The organism is Pseudomonas sp. S2_E01, from assembly GCF_054668365.1.
The window spans coordinates 193,866-215,238 of sequence record NZ_CP162762.1 but is presented as its reverse complement, the minus strand read 5'-3'; the positions used below and the strand labels follow the sequence as shown (position 1 = coordinate 215,238).

Annotated in this window: 13 protein-coding genes, 2 tRNA genes and 3 rRNA genes; 4 read left to right on the top strand and 14 right to left on the bottom strand. The window is 56.8% G+C overall.

Features of this window, described 5'->3' with window-relative positions:
- Positions 1–124: 124 nt before the first annotated feature.
- Genes mksB through mksF form a run of 3 tightly spaced genes read left to right on the top strand, consistent with a single transcriptional unit; the run spans position 125 to position 4,945 of the window.
- On the top strand, positions 125–1,405 hold the full coding sequence (gene mksB / locus AB4O36_RS01035) for an Mks condensin complex protein MksB (protein ID WP_460120873.1): 1,281 nt from the start codon (positions 125–127) through the stop codon (positions 1,403–1,405).
- On the top strand, positions 1,395–2,108 hold the full coding sequence (mksE, locus tag AB4O36_RS01030) for an Mks condensin complex protein MksE (RefSeq protein WP_460140900.1): 714 nt from the start codon (positions 1,395–1,397) through the stop codon (positions 2,106–2,108). The genes mksB and mksE overlap by 11 nt, the downstream gene beginning before the upstream one ends.
- Positions 2,105–4,945, top strand: a complete 2,841-nt coding sequence (gene mksF / locus AB4O36_RS01025) for an Mks condensin complex protein MksF (protein WP_460120869.1) — start codon at positions 2,105–2,107, stop codon at positions 4,943–4,945. Before mksE ends, mksF begins: the two co-directional genes overlap by 4 nt.
- 141 nt (positions 4,946–5,086) lie before the next feature.
- On the opposite strand, the gene AB4O36_RS01020 is transcribed toward mksF, so the two are convergent.
- From AB4O36_RS01020 to AB4O36_RS00955, 14 genes are all read right to left on the bottom strand, one after another.
- Positions 5,087–7,390 (bottom strand): PqiB family protein, encoded by a 2,304-nt coding sequence (locus AB4O36_RS01020; RefSeq protein WP_460120867.1) that lies wholly within the window; start codon positions 7,388–7,390, stop codon positions 5,087–5,089.
- Positions 7,383–8,006 carry a paraquat-inducible protein A gene (locus AB4O36_RS01015; protein WP_460120865.1) on the bottom strand — a complete coding sequence of 208 codons (624 nt, stop codon included), beginning with the start codon at positions 8,004–8,006 and terminating at the stop codon, positions 7,383–7,385. Before AB4O36_RS01015 ends, AB4O36_RS01020 begins: the two co-directional genes overlap by 8 nt.
- On the bottom strand, positions 7,993–8,652 hold the full coding sequence (locus AB4O36_RS01010) for a paraquat-inducible protein A (protein ID WP_460120864.1): 660 nt from the start codon (positions 8,650–8,652) through the stop codon (positions 7,993–7,995). The genes AB4O36_RS01015 and AB4O36_RS01010 overlap by 14 nt, the downstream gene beginning before the upstream one ends.
- 147 nt (positions 8,653–8,799) lie before the next feature.
- Positions 8,800–8,915 (bottom strand): 5S ribosomal RNA (rrf, locus tag AB4O36_RS01005).
- A gap of 146 nt (positions 8,916–9,061) precedes the next feature.
- A 23S ribosomal RNA gene (locus tag AB4O36_RS01000) occupies positions 9,062–11,955 on the bottom strand.
- Between the two features lie 245 nt (positions 11,956–12,200).
- Positions 12,201–12,276 (bottom strand) — tRNA-Ala (locus tag AB4O36_RS00995).
- A 30-nt stretch (positions 12,277–12,306) separates the two neighbouring features.
- Positions 12,307–12,383, bottom strand: a tRNA-Ile gene (locus tag AB4O36_RS00990).
- Positions 12,384–12,463: 80 nt separating this feature from the next.
- A 16S ribosomal RNA gene (locus tag AB4O36_RS00985) occupies positions 12,464–14,000 on the bottom strand.
- Together the 16S, 23S and 5S rRNA genes with 2 tRNA genes alongside form the textbook arrangement of a ribosomal RNA operon.
- 543 nt (positions 14,001–14,543) lie before the next feature.
- Positions 14,544–15,158 (bottom strand): protein-methionine-sulfoxide reductase heme-binding subunit MsrQ, encoded by a 615-nt coding sequence (gene msrQ, locus AB4O36_RS00980; RefSeq protein WP_460120860.1) that lies wholly within the window; start codon positions 15,156–15,158, stop codon positions 14,544–14,546.
- The gene (gene msrP, locus AB4O36_RS00975) at positions 15,158–16,171 is read right to left on the bottom strand and encodes a protein-methionine-sulfoxide reductase catalytic subunit MsrP (protein ID WP_460120858.1); all 1,014 of its coding nucleotides are present in this window, start codon (positions 16,169–16,171) and stop codon (positions 15,158–15,160) included. Before msrP ends, msrQ begins: the two co-directional genes overlap by 1 nt.
- Positions 16,172–16,229: 58 nt before the next feature.
- The gene (gene pssA, locus AB4O36_RS00970; RefSeq protein ID WP_460120856.1) at positions 16,230–17,084 is read right to left on the bottom strand and encodes a CDP-diacylglycerol--serine O-phosphatidyltransferase; all 855 of its coding nucleotides are present in this window, start codon (positions 17,082–17,084) and stop codon (positions 16,230–16,232) included.
- 146 nt (positions 17,085–17,230) lie between these two features.
- Entirely contained in the window at positions 17,231–18,247 is a 1,017-nt protein-coding gene (gene ilvC, locus AB4O36_RS00965; protein WP_007909969.1) for a ketol-acid reductoisomerase, read from the bottom strand.
- Between the two features lie 48 nt (positions 18,248–18,295).
- Entirely contained in the window at positions 18,296–18,787 is a 492-nt protein-coding gene (ilvN, locus tag AB4O36_RS00960; protein WP_040064172.1) for an acetolactate synthase small subunit, read from the bottom strand.
- 2 nt (positions 18,788–18,789) lie between these two features.
- Positions 18,790–20,514 (bottom strand): acetolactate synthase 3 large subunit, encoded by a 1,725-nt coding sequence (locus AB4O36_RS00955; RefSeq protein WP_460120854.1) that lies wholly within the window; start codon positions 20,512–20,514, stop codon positions 18,790–18,792.
- Between the two features lie 401 nt (positions 20,515–20,915).
- On the opposite strand from AB4O36_RS00955, the gene AB4O36_RS00950 reads away from it, so the two are divergent.
- Positions 20,916–21,338 carry a DUF4124 domain-containing protein gene (locus AB4O36_RS00950; RefSeq protein ID WP_460140899.1) on the top strand — a complete coding sequence of 141 codons (423 nt, stop codon included), beginning with the start codon at positions 20,916–20,918 and terminating at the stop codon, positions 21,336–21,338.
- Positions 21,339–21,373 lie beyond the last annotated feature (35 nt).

The window sequence follows — 21,373 nt, the reverse complement described above, 5'->3', positions numbered from 1 at the left end:
GATAGACCTCACCGCCAGCCTTTGCACAAGGGAAAAATGGCGACAGCCCGTCCCCGGAGTGAATCGACAGGGCTGCGATGCAGTACAATCGCGGCTTTTAATTGCCAACCAGCCGGCCATTCCGATGATCGAACCCAAGCGCGTCTTGCGCGCCCTCGCTGAACACTGGGCACTTCTGGAGCCACTGTGCGAGCACTTCGACCAAGGCACACTGAGCCTCAACGAACTGCGCACGCAGCTGGCGACCCAGCAACTGGACAGTACGCCGCAGGACATCACCAACCTGCTGGACGTGTGGATCCGCCTCGACATCCTGGTGCCCGTGGCCAAAAGCCCGAACCGTTTCGAGCTCAATGCGCAGATCCATGACTTCCTGGCGTATCTACGTCGTGAGCACCGCCTGGGCCTGTGCCTGGAAATCGAAGCTTACCTGCGCCACCTCGAGCGTCTGGCAGGTTACATCCAGGATGCCTTCGACGTGCGCGACGGCCACGACCTGGCGCGCCAGTTGCGCCTGCTCGACATGCGCGTACGCGATGTATTGAAAAAACTCGCCAACGACGAACAAGCCCTGGTGGCCGTGGCCGAACGGGCCAAGACCAGCGACCGCCAGATTCCGCTACGCCAGCGTTACGCCGAAGTGCTGGCGACCTGGGACGAATACGTCGAGCCGATGATCCAACTGGTGAACGCCGACGGTGCCTTCGAACAAGGCGTACGCAAGGTCGAAACCGTGTTGTTGAAAATGCTCACCGAGCAGCAACGACTTGGGCACCTGGTCGACGACGACATGCTGCTGCGCACCCACGCGCGCATCCTCGAAATGCAGACGAGCGCCCAATTGACGCTGCGTCATGCCCGCGAGCTGCTGTTGCCGCTGCGTGAAGAGGCTCGACGCCACAATGCCGTGACCCGTGGCGCGGCCCTGGCCCTGGCGGCCATCCGGCGAAAGGGCATCGACGCGGTACCGCAAGCGGCGATGCCAATGTTCACCCGGCCGCAAAGCACGTTCCTCGGCAGTGCCAGCCAGGTTGAAGCCTATGTTTACGCCCTGGCCCGTTTCGAGCCAAAACCGGCGCGTTTCCCCAAGGCCCACAAAACCCACAGCGGCGTGGGTGCCCCGCGCGCGCCGCGCACCGTTCGGGAGATGCTCGATCGCTGCGAAGACGCCCTGCCCATGCCGGACTTGATGACCTGGCTGCTGGAGCAGGAGCCGGACGGCGCCACCGACGAATTGCTCTACTGGTTCTCGCGCCTCTCGCGGGAGAAACGCTTCAAGCGCGAGCGTCTGGAACGTCGCGACTACTTCACACATGAGCACCAGGTCAGCCTGCGCTCCTTCGCCCTGCTCTCGGCCGCCGCCGATGCCACCGAGAATTCTGCGAGCAAACCACATGCATCTTGATCTATCCGAACTGTCCCAACTGGCACCGATCTTTCGCGAGCTGTTCAAGGGCTATCACGTCAGCCGCCGCGATCCGGAGCTGTACGCGCAATTGTCCAACTTCCAGGACCAGTACCGCACGCTGTTCAAGGCCCTGGGCTTTGAACTGGTGTGCGACACCCGGGGCTTCTACTACTTCGTGCCGGACCTCGCTGCGGCAGCGGTCAACAAGACCGCGCAACGCCTGGCGCTGTTCACCTTCATCCTGGTCGAGCACCTGGCTGACCAGGGCCGTGACCCGATCGCCGTGCTGGACGGCGGCAGCCTTGGTCGCGACGAACTGCCGTCGCTGCTGGAAAAGTACCGCGATCTGTTCATCCAGGCCGAAGTACAGACCCAGGACGAGCTTGAAGAAAAAATCATGCGCCGCATGACCCAGCTCGGTTTCGCCAGCGAAGACAATGGCGTTTACCGCTTCCTGCCGCCGATGCACCGGTTCCTGGACGTCTGCCTGTCGGTCCAGCAAGACCGCGACCTGGCCGCCAGCCTGCACAGTGTTCTGCCGTTGCCAGCACCGGTGCTGATCGACGAAGACAGCGACGAAAAACTGCTGCAAACCGATGATCCGCTGGATTTGAGCGAATTTGAAGGAGAGGGTGTCGAGGAAAGCGAAGAAGACGCCCTCGCCCGCGCCATTGCCGAAGAACAGGAGACCGACGCATGAGCAAGGAACGCTACGGCATCCGCCGCTTCGCCCTTTTGAACACCGCCGGCTACAGCCTTGGTTTGTTCCCGCTGGAAGAGCCGCTGTCGGTCTACGGCGCGAACAACCTCGGCAAGTCCGCGTCGATCAACGCCCTCCAGTTTCCCATCCTGGCGCGCATGTCGGACATGAGTTTCGGCAAATACAGCCTGGAACAATCCCGTCGTTTCTACTTCGCCTCGGACACCAGCTACATCCTGGTAGAAGTGGCACTGCCTCACGGCCCGCACGTGATTGGCGTGGTCGGTCGCGGTCCTGGCGGTGGTTTCGGTCACCAGTTCTTCGCCTACGCCGGCAAGCTCGATCTGGCGCACTACCAGAAGAACGACACCTGCCTGCGCCAGAAAGAGCTGTTCACCAACCTGGAGCGTGAAGGCCTGAAAGCCTACGAGCTGAAGCCTGACGAACTGCGGCGCCTGCTGGTGGGCGGTCACACCTCGATTCCGCTGGACCTGACGCTGATCCCGCTGCGCTCCACCAGTGAACAGAGCCTGAAAACCTTCCGCGCCTTGTTCATCAACCTGCTGCACATGCGCGAAATTACCGCCGCCAAGCTCAAGCAGCTGTTCCTCGATGCGTTCGAGCACAGCCTGCGTTCCGGTAGCGTCGATTACATCGCCGCGTGCGAAGAAGCCTTCCGCGACGTACGTCGCATGGAGCAGGACTACAACTCCCTGGTCACCGCCGGCCCGTTGGTCGAAGCCCTGTCCGCAGGCGTCACCCAGCGCAACATCCTGCGCGGCAAGCTGCACCGCATTTCGCCTGTGCTCGACTCGTTGCTCGGTACCTGGTCGGATTACGCCAGTGCGCGCAAGGAAGAGCTGACCATCCAGGCCGAGCACTATCGCAACGAGCAGGACGCCCTGCAAAACGATCAGCGTAGCGGCACCCAGGAGCTGATGCGCCTGGAACGGGAAATCACCGGCATCCAGCGCTGGCTCGGCGAACTCTCGGCACTGAAGAACCGCTTCGCGCTGGTCGACGACGTCAAAGTGTTGGAGCAACAACTGCTCGCCGCCAAGGATGCCCACGATGAACTGGCCGGTGCATTGGCGCAGTCGCGGCAGTTCTCCGCCGAGGATCTGGATGAACGTCTGCGCGACCTGGAAAAACGCCTGAAGTCGGTCAAGCAGCAACTCGATCACGCCGACAACAACAGCTATGCACGCCTGCGCGAAGAGTTTTCGCAACAGGACGTCGAGCGCCTGATGCGTCTGTTCAACAGCGCGCTGTTCAGCCTGCCGCTGGGCGAACACGGGATTGCACTGGACGAGGACGGCCAGTGGGTCAAATCCATGGAGCTGATCCTCGATGGCTTCAAGGGCGAGCGCTTTGAGGTGCCAGGCCTGAGCATCGACCTCTCGCACATCGAGCCTCCGGCGCTACAAGCCCTGGCAGACCGAGCGGCGTTGCGCGATCAGAAAGAGCGCCTGGAAAAAGAACTCAAGCAACTGAAAACACAGCAAGCCGTGGCGGCCGACCGCGCGGCGAGCAAGACCCAGACCGAAGCGCTGTACCAGCAAGTGCTGGATGCACAGAAAGCCCTGGAGGACTTCCGCCGCGCGCAAACCCTGAGCGCCGAAGAAGGTGACAAGCTCGAACAACTGGCGCAGATGGAAGCCGCACAGGACGAGTTGAAGCGCTCCAGCGACGCGTTCACCGAACGCGTCCAGCAACTATCGGCCAAGCTGCAATTGGTCGGCCGGCAGATCGGCGACATGGAAGCGAAGCAGCGCACCCTCGACGACGCCCTGCGTCGCCGTCAATTGCTGCCGGCAGACTTGCCATTCGGCACGCCGTTCATGGACCCGATCGACGACTCCATGGACAACCTGCTGCCGCTGCTCAATGACTACCAGGACAGTTGGCAAGGCCTGCAACGCAGCGACGGTCAGATCGAGGCGCTGTACGCCCAGGTGCGTCTCAAGGGCGTGGCCAAGTTCGACAGCGAAGACGATATGGAACGTCGCCTGCAACTGTTGATCAACGCTTATGCGCACCGCACCGACGAAGCCCTTACCCTGGGCAAGGCTCGTCGCGCCGCCGTGACCGACATCGCCCGGACCCTGCGCAATATCCGCAGCGACTACGACAGCCTCGAACATCAACTGGCGTTGTTCAACCGCGAGATCAACAAGCGGCAGGTGTCCAACCTGCAAAGCTTCCGCATCGTGCTCGCACCGAACAAGGAAGCGCTCAAGCACATCGATCAGATCATCCACAGCGCCGGCCAATACGAGGAAGGCGAAACCCTCTCCGTATTCGACTTGAGTCAAAGCGCCGAGCAGGACAACAAGAACGAGGAAGCCAAGGAATACCTGGCGCGCCTGGTGGCGGCGAACCACAACCAGCTCGGGCTCAAGGACCTGTTCGAGTTGGCGTTCGAAATCACCAAGGTCAACGGCCAGCCGGTGATCCACACCGACATCGATGGCGCCGCGTCCAATGGCACCACAATGACCATCAAGGCGCTGACCAACATGTACCTGTTGCTGCATTTGATGGACCGCGACCAGGCCGGCCGCGTGCGTTTGCCGTACTACCTCGACGAGGCAGCGGACATCGACGAACGCAACCAGGCGGCATTGCTGGAAACCAGCCTGCAATTGGGCTTCGTGCCGATCCTGGCCAGTGTGAAACCGCAGGTCTGCGCCAGTGTGGCAATCGACCTGGAAGGTGGCAGTGGGCCAAACGGCATCTACATCGACGAGGCGGACTGGAAGTACATCCGTCGTCACGATCAGGTGAAGGCCGTGGTCAATGTCGAGTCGGATGAGCCGGAGCTGGATGCGGTCTGATCCTGCGCAATAAATGAAAAGGGCCGCGATCCATTGGATGGCCGCCCTTTTTTTGTCTGGGGGTTTTGGGTTGCCTGTGCCGGCCCCTTCGCGAGCAAGCCCGCTCCCACAGTGATTTTGGGTGTGGCTCGCGATAGGGCCTTACTTGCCGAGCGAGATCTTCGGCGCCCAGGTCAACCACTCATCCTCGAACTTGTCGAACAACGGGAACGTCTGCTCCGGTCGCGCCGGCGCGCCCATGCGATCACCTTCCGGTGTTGCGAAGGCGATACCGCCCTGCAGCAGCGTCTCCAGCGATTCGGTCCGGACCGTCGCACCCTTGAACAATCCGTAATCGAAACCAAAACCGCTGGTGTTCCAGAAGCGCGTACCACTGCGTACCAACGGCGCATATTTCGGTTCGATCAGGATGTGCACCAATACGCGATCCGCCGTCTGGCCCAACTCATACCCCGTCACCTTGCCCACCGTCACTTCGCGATAGGTGACCGGCACGCCGATTTTCAGCGATCCACGGCGAGCGGCGCTCAGTACGAGGCTAAGACCGTCTTCCGATTTGACAATTTCCGGAGGTGTGGTCAACGCAACGAAATTCTTCTGCGGCGCCGCGCTCTTCGCCGCTGGCTGCACTTCGATGTACTGACCGGTCACCAGGGTTTCCAGGTTCTGCGTCTTGATCAGGCCCAGCTCAGGCTTGACCACCCAGAATCGACTGCCGGCACGGGCGATGCGCTCCGGTACTTCGGTAATCCGCGCGGTAAGCAGCACCGACTGCAGGTCATCGCTCAAGTCGACATCTTCGACCTTGCCCACATCCAGGCCTTTGAACCGTATCGGCGTGCCGCTGCGCAGACCGTCGGCGCGATCCACTTTGATGGTGATGACTTCACCTTTCTGATTGGCTTCGTCGTGGCTGGCAAACAGGCGGAAGCGCGGGATGCGCTTCTGCAGGGGCGCTTTCGCCAGTGGCGTTTCGAAAGCGATACCGCCAGCCATCAGGCTTTGCAGCGACTCACTCTTGACCTGAATGCCGCCGGTCAATCCGCCGGTGAGGGTAACGCCGCTGGCGTTCCAGAAACGGGTGGAGGCGTTCACCAATCCTTCGTATTCCTTCTCGATGTGCACGCCGATCACCAGTTGCTTCTTGGTGCGCGAGAACTGATAGCTCTGAACCGAACCGACCTTGACCTGTTTGTAAAGAATCGGGCTGCCCACCTCCAGCGATCCCAGATTGTCGGTGAATAACACCAAGTGCAGGCCGGGTGAGCGCAGGTCCAACGGCGGCGCCTTGGCCCGAGCGATAAATTCACGCTGTGGAGTAGCGCCCTTGTCACCAGGACGCACTGCGATGTAATTGCCTTTGACCAGCGCTTCGAGGCCGGTGATACCTGCCAGGGAGATCGATGGTTTGACCACCCAGAACTGCGTGCCTTCGACCAGGTAATCTTCGGCCAGCGGGTCCAGGGTCAACTCGGCGGAAGCACCGGACAGGTCCGGATCGATTTTCAGCGTTTTCAAGTTACCGACTTGAATGCCCTTGTACATGACTGGCGTCCGTCCGGCCTGAAGGCCTTCAAAATCGCTGAGTTTGACCTTGACCTTGATCCCGGCGGCAGCGGCATCATAATCCTCGTACAGGCGAAACGGCAGGCTCGGATCGGTGGGAGGGCTGTCCTTGCGGTTTTCCGGGGTGGCGAACGCGATACCGCCGGCGACGATGCTGGCCAAGGATTCGCTGCGCACCTTCACGCCGGACAGGTTGGCATCGATACTGATGCCGCTGGCATTCCAGAAACGCGTGTGTTTACGCACGAGCTTGGCGTAGGTTGGTTCGATGAACACCTTGAGCTCGACCGTACTTTGATCTTCTGACAGCACGTAGCTTTTGATCTGACCGACCCGGATTTGTTTGTAGAACACCGGGCTTCCCCGGTTCAGCGAGCCGAGGCGGTCAGCCTTTATGGTCAAGTGCAGGCCCGGTTGTGCATCTGACAGCGGCGGCTCTTCGGCCAACGCCTTGAACTTGCGCGCGGGCTCACCCTCCCCCGGACTGATGGCGACATAGTTGCCGGAGACCAATGTCTCCAAACCAGAAATACCGGCCAGGGTTACGCTCGGCTTGACCAGCCAGAAGCGTGTGCTGGTACGCAGGTATTGCTCGACGTCCTTGTTCATCTCGACCGTGGCAATCACCGCTTTGGAGGCGCCTTCGTCATCGAGCTTGAGGGTTTTCACCTTGCCGACCGGCATGCCTTTGTAGACCACTTCGGTCTTGTTGGCCTGAATGCCTTCACCACTCTCGAAACGCACCTGAATCTCGATGCCTGTTTCGTTGTAGGCGCGCCAACCGAGCCAACCACCAATGATCAGGGCGATCAGGGGCAACACCCAGATGGCGGACCAGTTGGAGGCCGGTCGGGTTTTCGCTGTAGGCAAATCAGTCATGGTCGTCGTCCGACTCCGTGTTATCCCAAATCAGTCGGGGATCAAATGTTACTGCGGCAAGCATTGTCAGAATCACCACACTGGCGAAAGCGATCGCGCCAAGATTGGCTTCGACACTGGCAAGCCGTCCGAAATTCACCACCGCAACAAGGATGGCAATCACAAATATGTCGAGCATCGACCAACGACCAATGAACTCGATGAAACGGTACATCCAGATGCGCTGGCGAGCCGACAGCGGCTGGTGGCGCTGAACTGAAAACAACAGCAACGCGATACCAACCAGCTTGAAGGTCGGCACTAGAATACTGGCGATGAACACCACGGCAGCGATGGGAATCATGCCGTGCTGAACCAACTGGATGACGCCGGACATGATGGTACTGGGGTCGCCCTGGCCAAGTGAGCGGACCGTCATGATCGGCAGGACGTTGGCCGGTATGTAGAGAATGGCAGCGGTGATCAGCAACGCCCAGGTACGGACGATGCTGTTCGGGCGCCGCGAGTGGACCAGCGCCCCACAACGGGTACAGGCCTGCTCATCAGTGCCGGCTTCCTGCCGGTTCAACTCGTGGCATTCAGCACAAATCAGAATGCCTGCATCAATCGCCCGCATGGGCATCCTCTCCTGATAGTGCCTGCCAGACCTGATGAGGCGACATCACCACCTCCAACCAGACCTGGACCAACAACAAACCGATAAAGCATGCCAGACCAAGGCCGACAGTGAGCGCTGCCATATCTGCCAGCTTTACGATCGCCACCAGCACGCCCATGAGGTAGACCTCGAGCATCCCCCAATCGCGCAAGTGGTGATAAATCCGGTAGAGCAGCAGCCCGTAACTACGGCCGACATCAAATCGAATGCTCAACAATACGGCCAATTGGCACAGCAGCTTGAGTAACGGGATGGCCATGCTGCATAGGAAGACGATCACCGAAACACCTTGCATTCCGGTGTCGAACAAGCCGACAACGCCTGTCCAGACAGTGTCTTGCGACTCCTGCCCGAGTAGATTGAGCTGCATGATGGGTAAAAAGTTCGCCGGGATGTACAACAACAGCGCGGCGATCACCAGGGCGAGGCTGCGCTGCACCACATTGTGTCGATGGGCGTAGAGTTCGTAACCACAGCGAGGGCACAAGGCTTTCTCGCCATGGGCAAGTGTGGGCTTGCGCATCAGCAAGTCGCACTCATGGCACCCCACCAGGTCGTCCAGCGGTAATTCTGACAGCCCTGAGGTGTCAACCGGATCTGGCATAAAGGCTCTGACTCCGAAAATGATCGACCTATTCTAGTGCCGCGAGTTGAAAATAACTGTGCAAATTTGTGAGGGTGTGCAGCGCTGTTTTGTTCCGCGCAAAAACAAAACCCCAACTGCTTTCGCAATTGGGGTTTCGGAATTTAATCTTGACGATGACCTACTCTCACATGGGGAAACCCCACACTACCATCGGCGATGCATCGTTTCACTGCTGAGTTCGGGATGGGATCAGGTGGTTCCAATGCTCTATGGTCGTCAAGAAATTCTTGAGCTGACGTGTCTTTCGACATTCCAGCGAATCGGGTATGTGATGGCTTTCGGTGCTTTGTGAGCTGCAAACTTTCGGTTCGTTTCGTCTTCACAACACCGCAATCTGGCCTTTCGACTCAAATTGCTTGGGTGTTATATGGTCAAGCCTCACGGGCAATTAGTATTGGTTAGCTCAACGCCTCACAGCGCTTACACACCCAACCTATCAACGTCGTAGTCTTCGACGGCCCTTCAGGGAACTCAAGGTTCCAGTGAGATCTCATCTTGAGGCAAGTTTCCCGCTTAGATGCTTTCAGCGGTTATCTTTCCCGAACATAGCTACCCGGCAATGCCACTGGCGTGACAACCGGAACACCAGAGGTTCGTCCACTCCGGTCCTCTCGTACTAGGAGCAGCCCCTCTCAAATCTCAAACGTCCACGGCAGATAGGGACCGAACTGTCTCACGACGTTCTAAACCCAGCTCGCGTACCACTTTAAATGGCGAACAGCCATACCCTTGGGACCGGCTTCAGCCCCAGGATGTGATGAGCCGACATCGAGGTGCCAAACACCGCCGTCGATATGAACTCTTGGGCGGTATCAGCCTGTTATCCCCGGAGTACCTTTTATCCGTTGAGCGATGGCCCTTCCATACAGAACCACCGGATCACTAAGACCTACTTTCGTACCTGCTCGACGTGTCTGTCTCGCAGTCAAGCGCGCTTTTGCCTTTATACTCTACGACCGATTTCCGACCGGTCTGAGCGCACCTTCGTACTCCTCCGTTACTCTTTAGGAGGAGACCGCCCCAGTCAAACTACCCACCATACACTGTCCTCGATCCGGATAACGGACCTGAGTTAGAACCTCAAAGTTGCCAGGGTGGTATTTCAAGGATGGCTCCACGCGAACTGGCGTCCACGCTTCAAAGCCTCCCACCTATCCTACACAAGCAAATTCAAAGTCCAGTGCAAAGCTATAGTAAAGGTTCACGGGGTCTTTCCGTCTAGCCGCGGATACACTGCATCTTCACAGCGATTTCAATTTCACTGAGTCTCGGGTGGAGACAGCGCCGCCATCGTTACGCCATTCGTGCAGGTCGGAACTTACCCGACAAGGAATTTCGCTACCTTAGGACCGTTATAGTTACGGCCGCCGTTTACCGGGGCTTCGATCAAGAGCTTCGCGTTAGCTAACCCCATCAATTAACCTTCCGGCACCGGGCAGGCGTCACACCCTATACGTCCACTTTCGTGTTTGCAGAGTGCTGTGTTTTTAATAAACAGTCGCAGCGGCCTGGTATCTTCGACCGGCATGGGCTTACGGAGCAAGTCCTTCACCCTCACCGGCGCACCTTCTCCCGAAGTTACGGTGCCATTTTGCCTAGTTCCTTCACCCGAGTTCTCTCAAGCGCCTTGGTATTCTCTACCCAACCACCTGTGTCGGTTTGGGGTACGGTTCCTGGTTACCTGAAGCTTAGAAGCTTTTCTTGGAAGCATGGCATCAACCACTTCGTGTTCTAAAAGAACACTCGTCATCAGCTCTCGGCCTTAGAATCCCGGATTTACCTAAGATTCCAGCCTACCACCTTAAACTTGGACAACCAACGCCAAGCTGGCCTAGCCTTCTCCGTCCCTCCATCGCAATAACCAGAAGTACAGGAATATTAACCTGTTTTCCATCGACTACGCTTTTCAGCCTCGCCTTAGGGACCGACTAACCCTGCGTCGATTAACGTTGCGCAGGAAACCTTGGTCTTTCGGCGTGGGTGTTTTTCACACCCATTGTCGTTACTCATGTCAGCATTCGCACTTCTGATACCTCCAGCAAGCTTCTCAACTCACCTTCACAGGCTTACAGAACGCTCCTCTACCGCATCATCCGAAGATGATACCCGTAGCTTCGGTGTATGGTTTGAGCCCCGTTACATCTTCCGCGCAGGCCGACTCGACTAGTGAGCTATTACGCTTTCTTTAAAGGGTGGCTGCTTCTAAGCCAACCTCCTAGCTGTCTAAGCCTTCCCACATCGTTTCCCACTTAACCATAACTTTGGGACCTTAGCTGACGGTCTGGGTTGTTTCCCTTTTCACGACGGACGTTAGCACCCGCCGTGTGTCTCCCATGCTCGGCACTTGTAGGTATTCGGAGTTTGCATCGGTTTGGTAAGTCGGGATGACCCCCTAGCCGAAACAGTGCTCTACCCCCTACAGTGATACATGAGGCGCTACCTAAATAGCTTTCGAGGAGAACCAGCTATCTCCGAGCTTGATTAGCCTTTCACTCCGATCCACAGGTCATCCGCTAACTTTTCAACGGTAGTCGGTTCGGTCCTCCAGTCAGTGTTACCTAACCTTCAACCTGCCCATGGATAGATCGCCCGGTTTCGGGTCTATACCCAGCGACTAAACGCCCTATTAAGACTCGCTTTCGCTACGCCTCCCCTATTCGGTTAAGCTCGCCACTGAATATAAGTCGCTGACCCATTATACAAAAGGTACGCAGTCACAGAACAAAGTCTGCTCCCACTGCTTGTACGCATACGGTTTCAGGATCTATTTCACTCCCCTCTCCGGGGTTCTTTTCGCCTTTCCCTCACGGTACTAGTTCACTATCGGTCAGTCAGTAGTATTTAGCCTTGGAGGATGGTCCCCCCATATTCAGACAAAGTTTCTCGTGCTCCGTCCTACTCGATTTCATGACTAAGAGACTTTCGCGTACAGGGCTATCACCCACTATGGCCGCACTTTCCAGAGCGTTCCGCTAATCTCAAAGCCACTTAAGGGCTAGTCCCCGTTCGCTCGCCACTACTAAGGGAATCTCGGTTGATTTCTTTTCCTCAGGGTACTTAGATGTTTCAGTTCCCCTGGTTCGCCTCTTAAGCCTATGTATTCAGCTTAAGATAACCATCTTATGATGGCTGGGTTCCCCCATTCAGACATCTCCGGATCAAAGTCTGTTTGCCGACTCCCCGAAGCTTTTCGCAGGCTACCACGTCTTTCATCGCCTCTGACTGCCAAGGCATCCACCGTATGCGCTTCTTCACTTGACCATATAACCCCAAGCAATCTGGTTATACTGTGAAGACGACATTCGCCGAAAATTCGCAAAACTCTTAAGAGTCACTCACAAATTTTACCTTAGCCTGATCCGTTACCAGTGAAAGTAACGTTCAGTCTATCTTTCTATCACATACCCAAATTTTTAAAGAACGAACTAGTCAAAGACTAGAAATCAACATTCATCATCAGTTCGATGGAATGCTCATTTCTAAGCTTTTACAAACAGAAGCAGTAGTGGTGGAGCCAAACGGGATCGAACCGTTGACCTCCTGCGTGCAAGGCAGGCGCTCTCCCAGCTGAGCTATGGCCCCGTATTTCTACAGGCGTTTCCCACACAAAATTGGTGGGTCTGGGCAGATTCGAACTGCCGACCTCACCCTTATCAGGGGTGCGCTCTAACCAACTGAGCTACAGACCCAATTTCGGGCTGCTTCTTTCGTCTTCTTCAATGAATCAAGCAATTCGTGTGGGAGCTCATGGAGCAACTGAGTCGTCGATTAAGGAGGTGATCCAGCCGCAGGTTCCCCTACGGCTACCTTGTTACGACTTCACCCCAGTCATGAATCACACCGTGGTAACCGTCCTCCCGAAGGTTAGACTAGCTACTTCTGGTGCAACCCACTCCCATGGTGTGACGGGCGGTGTGTACAAGGCCCGGGAACGTATTCACCGCGACATTCTGATTCGCGATTACTAGCGATTCCGACTTCACGCAGTCGAGTTGCAGACTGCGATCCGGACTACGATCGGTTTTGTGGGATTAGCTCCACCTCGCGGCTTGGCAACCCTCTGTACCGACCATTGTAGCACGTGTGTAGCCCAGGCCGTAAGGGCCATGATGACTTGACGTCATCCCCACCTTCCTCCGGTTTGTCACCGGCAGTCTCCTTAGAGTGCCCACCATAACGTGCTGGTAACTAAGGACAAGGGTTGCGCTCGTTACGGGACTTAACCCAACATCTCACGACACGAGCTGACGACAGCCATGCAGCACCTGTCTCAATGTTCCCGAAGGCACCAATCCATCTCTGGAAAGTTCATTGGATGTCAAGGCCTGGTAAGGTTCTTCGCGTTGCTTCGAATTAAACCACATGCTCCACCGCTTGTGCGGGCCCCCGTCAATTCATTTGAGTTTTAACCTTGCGGCCGTACTCCCCAGGCGGTCAACTTAATGCGTTAGCTGCGCCACTAAAGACTCAAGGTCCCCAACGGCTAGTTGACATCGTTTACGGCGTGGACTACCAGGGTATCTAATCCTGTTTGCTCCCCACGCTTTCGCACCTCAGTGTCAGTATCAGTCCAGGTGGTCGCCTTCGCCACTGGTGTTCCTTCCTATATCTACGCATTTCACCGCTACACAGGAAATTCCACCACCCTCTACCATACTCTAGCTTGTCAGTTTTGAATGCAGTTCCCAGGTTGAGCCCGGGGCTTTCACATCCAACTTAACAAACCACCTACGCGCGCTTTACGCCCAGTAATTCCGATTAACGCTTGCACCCTCTGTATTACCGCGGCTGCTGGCACAGAGTTAGCCGGTGCTTATTCTGTCGGTAACGTCAAAATTGCAGAGTATTAATCTACAACCCTTCCTCCCAACTTAAAGTGCTTTACAATCCGAAGACCTTCTTCACACACGCGGCATGGCTGGATCAGGCTTTCGCCCATTGTCCAATATTCCCCACTGCTGCCTCCCGTAGGAGTCTGGACCGTGTCTCAGTTCCAGTGTGACTGATCATCCTCTCAGACCAGTTACGGATCGTCGCCTTGGTGAGCCATTACCTCACCAACTAGCTAATCCGACCTAGGCTCATCTGATAGCGCAAGGCCCGAAGGTCCCCTGCTTTCTCCCGTAGGACGTATGCGGTATTAGCGTCCGTTTCCGAACGTTATCCCCCACTACCAGGCAGATTCCTAGGCATTACTCACCCGTCCGCCGCTCTCAAGAGAAGCAAGCTTCTCTCTACCGCTCGACTTGCATGTGTTAGGCCTGCCGCCAGCGTTCAATCTGAGCCATGATCAAACTCTTCAGTTCAAACATCTTTGGGTTTTGAGAAAACCCTAAACTTGGCTCAGCAATCGTTGGTTACATCTTTGATTTCTCGCGGAGTAACTTGTGATGCTGATAATCTGTTGACTAGCAGTCTGACTCCACAAGCACCCACACGAATTGCTTGATTCAGTTGTTAAAGAGCGGTTGGTTAAGAGCTTTCGCCTCAACCGAGGCGCGCATTCTACAGCGCTTGGTGTATCTGTCAAGCGGTTATTTTAAGAAGTTTTCAAAGTTTCCTTTGCAACTTCAACCACTTGCGCTTCCGATCTCTCGTCAGCGGGAGGCGAATTCTACAGCGTTACACGCTGCTGTCAACACCTCTTTTTCACCGCTTTCGACCGAGAAGATCGAACCGTCTATCAAGCGACAACTTCCTGCCTGACCGACTCCTTCCAGGCTTCGATGATCTGAAGCTGAACACCGTCGAAAACTGCGTAACTCGTTGTTTACCAAGGAGTTTTCCGTTTCGACTGCGCCGGAAGTGGGGCAAATTATAGACGTCCAGAATCTGCCGTCAACACCTTTTTATGCTTTTCTTGCAGAAGATGACTTTCCCGCCCTGAAACGCGGGATACGGCGGGCTACAGAAGGCAGACGCAGCACCAATAACAGCGCGCCTATAACGGCATACACCGCCCACTCCTTAAGATCGGCCCGCACGATCCACAACATATGCAGCAAACCCAGTCCGAGCACGACATAGGCCAAACGATGCAACTTCTTCCAACGAGACCCCAGGCGTCGCTGACTATAGCGATTTGACGTCACCGCCAACGCCAGCAAACCAAGGAACCCCAGCGCCCCAACAATAATGTAGGGCCGCTTGCGTAATTCGACGCCCAGTTGAGACCAGTCAAATCCAAGAATGAACGTCATGTAGCCACACATGTGCAGCACCACATAGGCGAAACACCACAACCCCAACTGCCGCCGTACAGCCACCCACCCCGCCCAACCGGTCAGCTTTTGCAACGGCGTCATGCTCAAGGTGATCAGCAGCAAGATCAGCGTTCCAAGCCCAAGTCGATCAACCAACACTTTGCCAGGATCAGGCCCAAGCAAATCAGCCCACGCCTGATAGAGCCAAAGCAGCGGCCAGATAGCCGCCACTATAAAGACAGCCAATCGCCACAATCGCATCAGTAGTTTTTCCGCAGGTCGAGCCCTGTATATAACGATGCAACTTCATCCGCGTAACCATTGAACATTTGCGTCTCGCGCACATTGGGCTTGAACAATCCACTTGGCAGTCGCCGCTCCCGCGCCTGGGTCCATCGGGGATGGTCGACCGTAGGATTCACGTTGGCGTAAAAACCATATTCATCTGCGGCGATGCTTTGCCAGGTGGTTTTCGGTTGCTCACTGACCAGGCTGATTCGCACGATGGACTTGATGCTCTTGAAGCCGTACTTCCATGGCACTACCAAACGTAGAGGCGCGCCGTTTTGATTGGGCAGCTCGCGCCCATACATGCCTACCGCAAGAATAGCCAAAGGGTTCATCGCCTCATCGAGGCGCAACCCTTCTATATAAGGCCAGTCAATCAAGGCAAAACCCGAACGCTGCCCCGGCATCGTCTTGGGGTCCTGCAGCGTTTCGAAGCGAATGAATTTTGCCTTCGAAGTCGGTTCGACCTGTTTGAGCAATGCCGAGATAGGGAAACCCAGCCATGGAATGACCATCGACCAGGCTTCCACACAGCGCAGACGATAGATACGCTCCTCCAACTGGTAAGGCTTCATGAAGTCTTCCAGCGCATATCGCCCCGGCCTGCCCACCTCCCCGTCCACGACCACACTCCAGGGCTCGGTCTTCAACGCACCCGCGTTCGCAGCCGGATCGCCCTTATCGGCACCGAACTCATAGAAGTTGTTGTAGTGGGTAGCGTCCTTGAACGGCGTGATCGCCTCATCCTTGACGTTGACTGCCCCCCATTGTGTGGAAGCAAGCTTCTCGGCAAACCAGGCAGGCGCCTTGCCGGGTTCGACATCCGGGTATCGAGCGGCATCGGCAGCGCTGGCCCAACGCGGCAGACTGCTCACAGCCAGACCGGCAGCCGCAGCCCCCAGGACACTTCGACGGGATAGATAAAGAGATTGAGGCGTAACGTCCGATTCATGACAGTCGGACGCCTTGGGGACCTTGATCAGCATGGTAACTCCGCAGCATTGGAGAACAGACGCACCAATAGACTGCGGAGTATGGAGGAAATTACACGCTTTTGTTCCGGCGAAGGCGTAACAGATATTGCACCGGCCCTGACGCTGCATAAGCGAGGAACACCAGCAGCAGGATGCGGGGCGGATCACTGAACACGACTGCAAAGACAAGGACGACCGCAAGGATGGCCACGAACGGCACGCGCCCCTTCAGATCCAGTTCCTTGAAGCTGTTGTATTTGATATTGCTGACCATCAGCATGCCGGCAGCGGCAACCAACAACGCCACCAGGAACGACATCTTGGAACCCTGGATACCGTAATCGCTGAAAGCCCAGACAATGCCGGCTACCACTCCCGCAGCTGCCGGACTGGCAAGGCCGATGAAGTAGCGTTTGTCGGCGGTGCCGACCTGGGTGTTGAAACGCGCCAGGCGCAAAGCTGCACCCGCGACATAGATGAAGGCAACCATCCAACCGACCTTGCCCATATCGCCCAACGCCCAGCCGAACGCCAGCAAGGCAGGCGCGACACCAAAGGCGACCATGTCCGACAGCGAGTCGTACTCGGCACCGAAGGCACTCTGGGTGTTGGTCATGCGGGCCACGCGACCATCAAGGCCATCGAGCACCATGGCCACGAAAATCGCGATGGCGGCGAATGCGAAATATTTGCTGGCACCGGCTGCGTCGCCAGCACTCAGGGCGCTCTGCGCACTCATCGAGCTGATGATCGAGTAAAACCCGGCGAACAGGTTCGCCGTGGTGAAAAGATTCGGCAGAAGATAGATACCACGATGCCTGACTTTACGGCCTTCGGCGTCATGCCCTTCTTCGACGTGTTCATCGATGGGCAGCAGGCTTTCGGCGTCGCTAGCCTGGTTTGGCTCTTCGGGACGTTCGCTCATGGAGATTACCTTGCAACGGGGTGGAAAGTTTCGACAGGTGTCTGGGACGACGGTTCGGCCGCAAACGAAGCAGCTTTATACCAGAACCGTCCCCCTCAAACGAAAAAACGCGGCCTAAGCCGCGTTTTTTCGCACAAGTAGCCGACTTAGTTTTTGGCTTTGTCGACGATCTTGTTGGCACCGATCCACGGCATCATGGAGCGCAGTTGCTCGCCGATGACTTCGATACCGTGAGCGGCGTTGTTGCGACGCTTGGCGGTCATCGAAGGATAGCCGGTAGCGCCTTCGCTGATGAACATCTTGGCGTATTCGCCGTCCTGAATACGTTTCAGGGCGTTGCGCATGGCCTGACGGGATTCGGCGTTGATCACTTCCGGCCCGGTCACGTACTCGCCGTACTCGGCGTTGTTGGAGATCGAGTAGTTCATGTTGGCGATACCGCCTTCGTACATGAGGTCAACGATCAGTTTCAGTTCGTGCAGGCATTCGAAGTAGGCCATTTCCGGCGCGTAGCCAGCTTCAACCAGGGTTTCGAAACCGGCTTTGACCAGTTCAACGGTACCGCCGCACAGTACGGCTTGCTCGCCGAACAGGTCGGTTTCGGTCTCGTCCTTGAAAGTGGTTTCGATGATGCCGGTACGACCGCCACCAACGCCAGCAGCGTAGGACAGTGCAACGTTCTTGGCGTTGCCCGAGGCGTCCTGGTAGATCGCGATCAGGTCAGGGATACCGCCGCCTTTCACGAACTCGGAACGTACGGTGTGGCCTGGTGCTTTCGGCGCGATCATGATCACGTCGAGGTCGGCGCGTGGCACGACCTGGTTGTAGTGGATCGCGAAGCCGTGGGAGAAGGCCAGGGTGGCGCCCTTCTTGATGTTCGGCTCGATTTCATTCTTGTACAGCGAGGACTGGAACTCGTCCGGGGTCAGGATCATGACCAGGTCGGCAGCAGCAACAGCCGAAGCAACGTCAGTCACTTTCAGGCCGTGGGCTTCTGCCTTGGCAACGGTAGCCGAACCTTTACGCAGGCCAACGGTAACGTCTACGCCGGAATCTTTCAGGTTGCACGCCTGGGCGTGGCCCTGGGAACCGTAACCGATGATGGCAACTTTCTTGCCCTGGATGATCGACAGGTCGCAGTCTTTATCGTAGAAAACTTTCATGAATTTCCCCTATATATCCAGGCCGTTCAGGCCATTCGCTAATTTGGTTTAGATGCTGAGTACTTTGTCGCCGCGCGCGATGCCGGTGACGCCACTACGGACGGTCTCCAGGATCGAGGCGGTGCCGATGGACTGGATGAAGCTGTCGAGCTTGTCGCTGGTACCGGTCAATTGAACGGTATACACGCTAGCGCTGACATCGACGATCTGCCCACGGTAAATATCGGTAGTGCGTTTGATCTCGGCGCGCTGGGCACCGGTGGCCTTGACCTTGACCAGCATCAGTTCGCGCTCGATGTGAGCACTTTCCGACAGGTCCACCAGCTTGACCACTTCGACCAGCTTGTTCAGGTTTTTGGTGATCTGCTCGATGATCTCATCGTGACCGACTGTGGTCAGCGTCAGACGCGACAGGGTCGGGTCTTCGGTCGGAGCCACGGTCAGGCTTTCGATGTTGTAGTTGCGTTGCGAGAACAGGCCAACCACACGAGACAGAGCGCCAGGTTCGTTTTCCAGAAGCAAGGAAATAATGTGCCGCATGATTAAGTACGCTCCGTCTTGCTCAGCCACATATCGCGCATCGAGCCGTCTTTGATCTGCATCGGGTAGACGTGCTCGCTGGTATCGACCGAAACGTCGATGATCACCAGGCGATCCTTCATGGCGAACGCTTCTTCCATCTTCGACTTCAGGTCTTTCGACTCGGTGATGCGTACGCCAACGTGACCATAGGCTTCGGCCAGCTTGACGAAGTCAGGCAGCGATTCCATGTACGAATGCGAGTGACGGCTGCCATAGCTCATGTCCTGCCACTGGCGAACCATGCCCAGAACGCCGTTGTTGAGGATGACAATCTTGACCGGCAGGCCATATTGCAGACAGGTGGACAGTTCCTGGATGTTCATCTGGATGCTGCCCTCGCCTGTCACACAGACGACGTCGGAGTCAGGGAAGCTCAACTTGATGCCCATGGCCGCCGGGAAACCGAAGCCCATGGTGCCCAGGCCGCCGGAGTTGATCCAGCGGTTAGGCTTGTTGAACTTGTAGTACTGCGCCGCGAACATCTGATGCTGACCGACGTCGGAGGCGACAAAAGCATCGCCCTTGGTCACCTCGCACAAGGTTTCGATCACGGTCTGCGGCTTGATCAGGCTACCGTCGCCCTTGTCATACGGGAACAAGCCACGGTCACCGCGCCACTCATCAACCTGCTTCCACCAACTGGCAACGGACTCCTTGTTCGGGGTTTCGCCGATCTCCTTGAGGATCGCGACCATTTCGGTCAGGACGCTCTCGACCGGACCGACGATAGGTACGTCGGCCTTGATGGTCTTTGAAATCGAAGCCGGATCGATGTCGATGTGAATGATCTTGGCATTCGGGCAGAACTTGGACGCGCCATTGATCACGCGATCGTCGAAACGCGCGCCTACAGCCAGGATCACGTCGGCATGGTGCATCGCGAGGTTGGCAGTGTAGCTGCCGTGCATGCCCAGCATGCCGATGAACTGGCGGTCGGTACCAGGGTAGGCACCGAGCCCCATCAGCGTATTGGTCACTGGCAGGTTGAGCATCTTCGCCAACTCGGTCAACTGCGCGGAGCCACCACCGAGAATCACGCCACCGCCGGCGTACATGACCGGACGCTTGGCCGCCAGGAGCATTTCGGCTGCCTTGCGGATTTGCCCGGAATGACCACGAACAGCCGGACTGTAGGAACGCAGCTTGGCTTTTTTCGGGAAGATGTATTCGAACTTCTCGGCCGGGTTGGTCATGTCTTTCGGGATATCGACAACGACGGGACCAGGACGACCGGATTGCGCCAGGTAGAACGCTTTCTTCATGACTTCCGGAATTTCCGAGGCGTGTTTGATCATGAAGCTGTGCTTCACGATCGGCCGGGAGATACCGATCATGTCGGTTTCCTGGAACGCGTCGGTACCTACCATGGTGCTCGGCACCTGGCCGGAAATGACCACCATTGGAATGGAGTCCATGTAAGCCGTGGCGATACCGGTGATGGCGTTGGTCGCGCCCGGGCCGGACGTCACCAGTACGACACCGGCTTTACCGGTGGCACGGGCATAGCCGTCAGCCATATGGGTCGCCGCTTGTTCGTGACGAACCAGGATGTGGGTCACTTCCGGTTCTTTGAACAGGGCATCGTAGACATGAAGAAGAGCACCGCCCGGGTACCCGTAGATATATTTGACGCCTTCGTCACGCAAAAAGCGGACGAGCATCTCACCGCCAGATAAAAGCTCCACGTTGTTCACCTCTAAAACGCCAGAATACCGTCCATGTCAGCATGGGACGGGTCTTAATAGGTTTACTTCTCGGCAGAGCATGAGCGACGGTGGTCGCCGACTACGTCAGCACTGACTGAGCAAGTATTGGGATCGTCCCAAGTGTTGCGGGCTTTTCCCACCCAGCGCGAGGTAACGCGTTGCGGGTGTAACAGGTCGACGCGGATGTGCGCCTCATGATCTGCTGAGTGGGTCTGCTTCTGGCAGTCCCTCTACAGCGGACTTTGGATTCTTCTGTTTCGTCCCCTGCAAGTCAAGTCGTCTATGTGCTTTATTGAAGTAAGCACATGAGAAAGCAAGAAAAAACCGCTAAACAGCAACTGTGTTAGCTTCAATTGCGCAACCCGAGACAAGGAAATGGCATGCGAACGTTTTTCCTGACCGCCGCCCTGCTGATGGGCCTCGGCCCATCGGTCATGGCCGCGCAGATTTACAAATGGGTCGATGAACAAGGCGTCACCCACTTTGACGCACAACCGCCGCAAGGCCGCCAAGCGGAAACCGTGGTCACGCCCTCTTCCTCGTCGGGCACTCCGACCGCGCCGCCACGCAGCAACACCATTGGCGATCAACAGGCCATCGACAAGTCGGTCAAGAGCCAGGTCGCCGAGCAGCTGGCTCAACTGAAGGTGTTCTGCGAGCAAGCCCGGACAAACCTGGCTCAACTCAAGAACAATCCGAGATTACGGGAAGATGTCGATGGGGAGTTGCGCCGCCTGAGCGAGGAGCAACGTCAGGAGCGCACGGCCGAGACGCAGCGGCAGATTGAAGAGAATTGCCAGTGATACGTTGAACCTGTAGGAGCGAGCATGTCGAGGCG

What these genes read in the sequence shown, in the direction of transcription:
- msrP (WP_460120858.1), bottom strand. Translation starts at nt 16,171, where the DNA reads ATGCTGATCAAGGTCCCCAAGGCGTCCGACTGTCATGAATCGGACGTT.
- AB4O36_RS01015 (WP_460120865.1), bottom strand. Translation starts at nt 8,006, where the DNA reads ATGCGGGCGATTGATGCAGGCATTCTGATTTGTGCTGAATGCCACGAG.
- AB4O36_RS00950 (WP_460140899.1), top strand. Translation starts at nt 20,916, where the DNA reads ATGCGAACGTTTTTCCTGACCGCCGCCCTGCTGATGGGCCTCGGCCCA.
- ilvN (WP_040064172.1), bottom strand. Translation starts at nt 18,787, where the DNA reads ATGCGGCACATTATTTCCTTGCTTCTGGAAAACGAACCTGGCGCTCTG.
- mksF (WP_460120869.1), top strand. Translation starts at nt 2,105, where the DNA reads ATGAGCAAGGAACGCTACGGCATCCGCCGCTTCGCCCTTTTGAACACC.
- pssA (WP_460120856.1), bottom strand. Translation starts at nt 17,084, where the DNA reads ATGAGCGAACGTCCCGAAGAGCCAAACCAGGCTAGCGACGCCGAAAGC.
- mksE (WP_460140900.1), top strand. Translation starts at nt 1,395, where the DNA reads ATGCATCTTGATCTATCCGAACTGTCCCAACTGGCACCGATCTTTCGC.
- AB4O36_RS01010 (WP_460120864.1), bottom strand. Translation starts at nt 8,652, where the DNA reads ATGCCAGATCCGGTTGACACCTCAGGGCTGTCAGAATTACCGCTGGAC.
- msrQ (WP_460120860.1), bottom strand. Translation starts at nt 15,158, where the DNA reads ATGCGATTGTGGCGATTGGCTGTCTTTATAGTGGCGGCTATCTGGCCG.
- ilvC (WP_007909969.1), bottom strand. Translation starts at nt 18,247, where the DNA reads ATGAAAGTTTTCTACGATAAAGACTGCGACCTGTCGATCATCCAGGGC.
- mksB (WP_460120873.1), top strand. Translation starts at nt 125, where the DNA reads ATGATCGAACCCAAGCGCGTCTTGCGCGCCCTCGCTGAACACTGGGCA.
- AB4O36_RS01020 (WP_460120867.1), bottom strand. Translation starts at nt 7,390, where the DNA reads ATGACTGATTTGCCTACAGCGAAAACCCGACCGGCCTCCAACTGGTCC.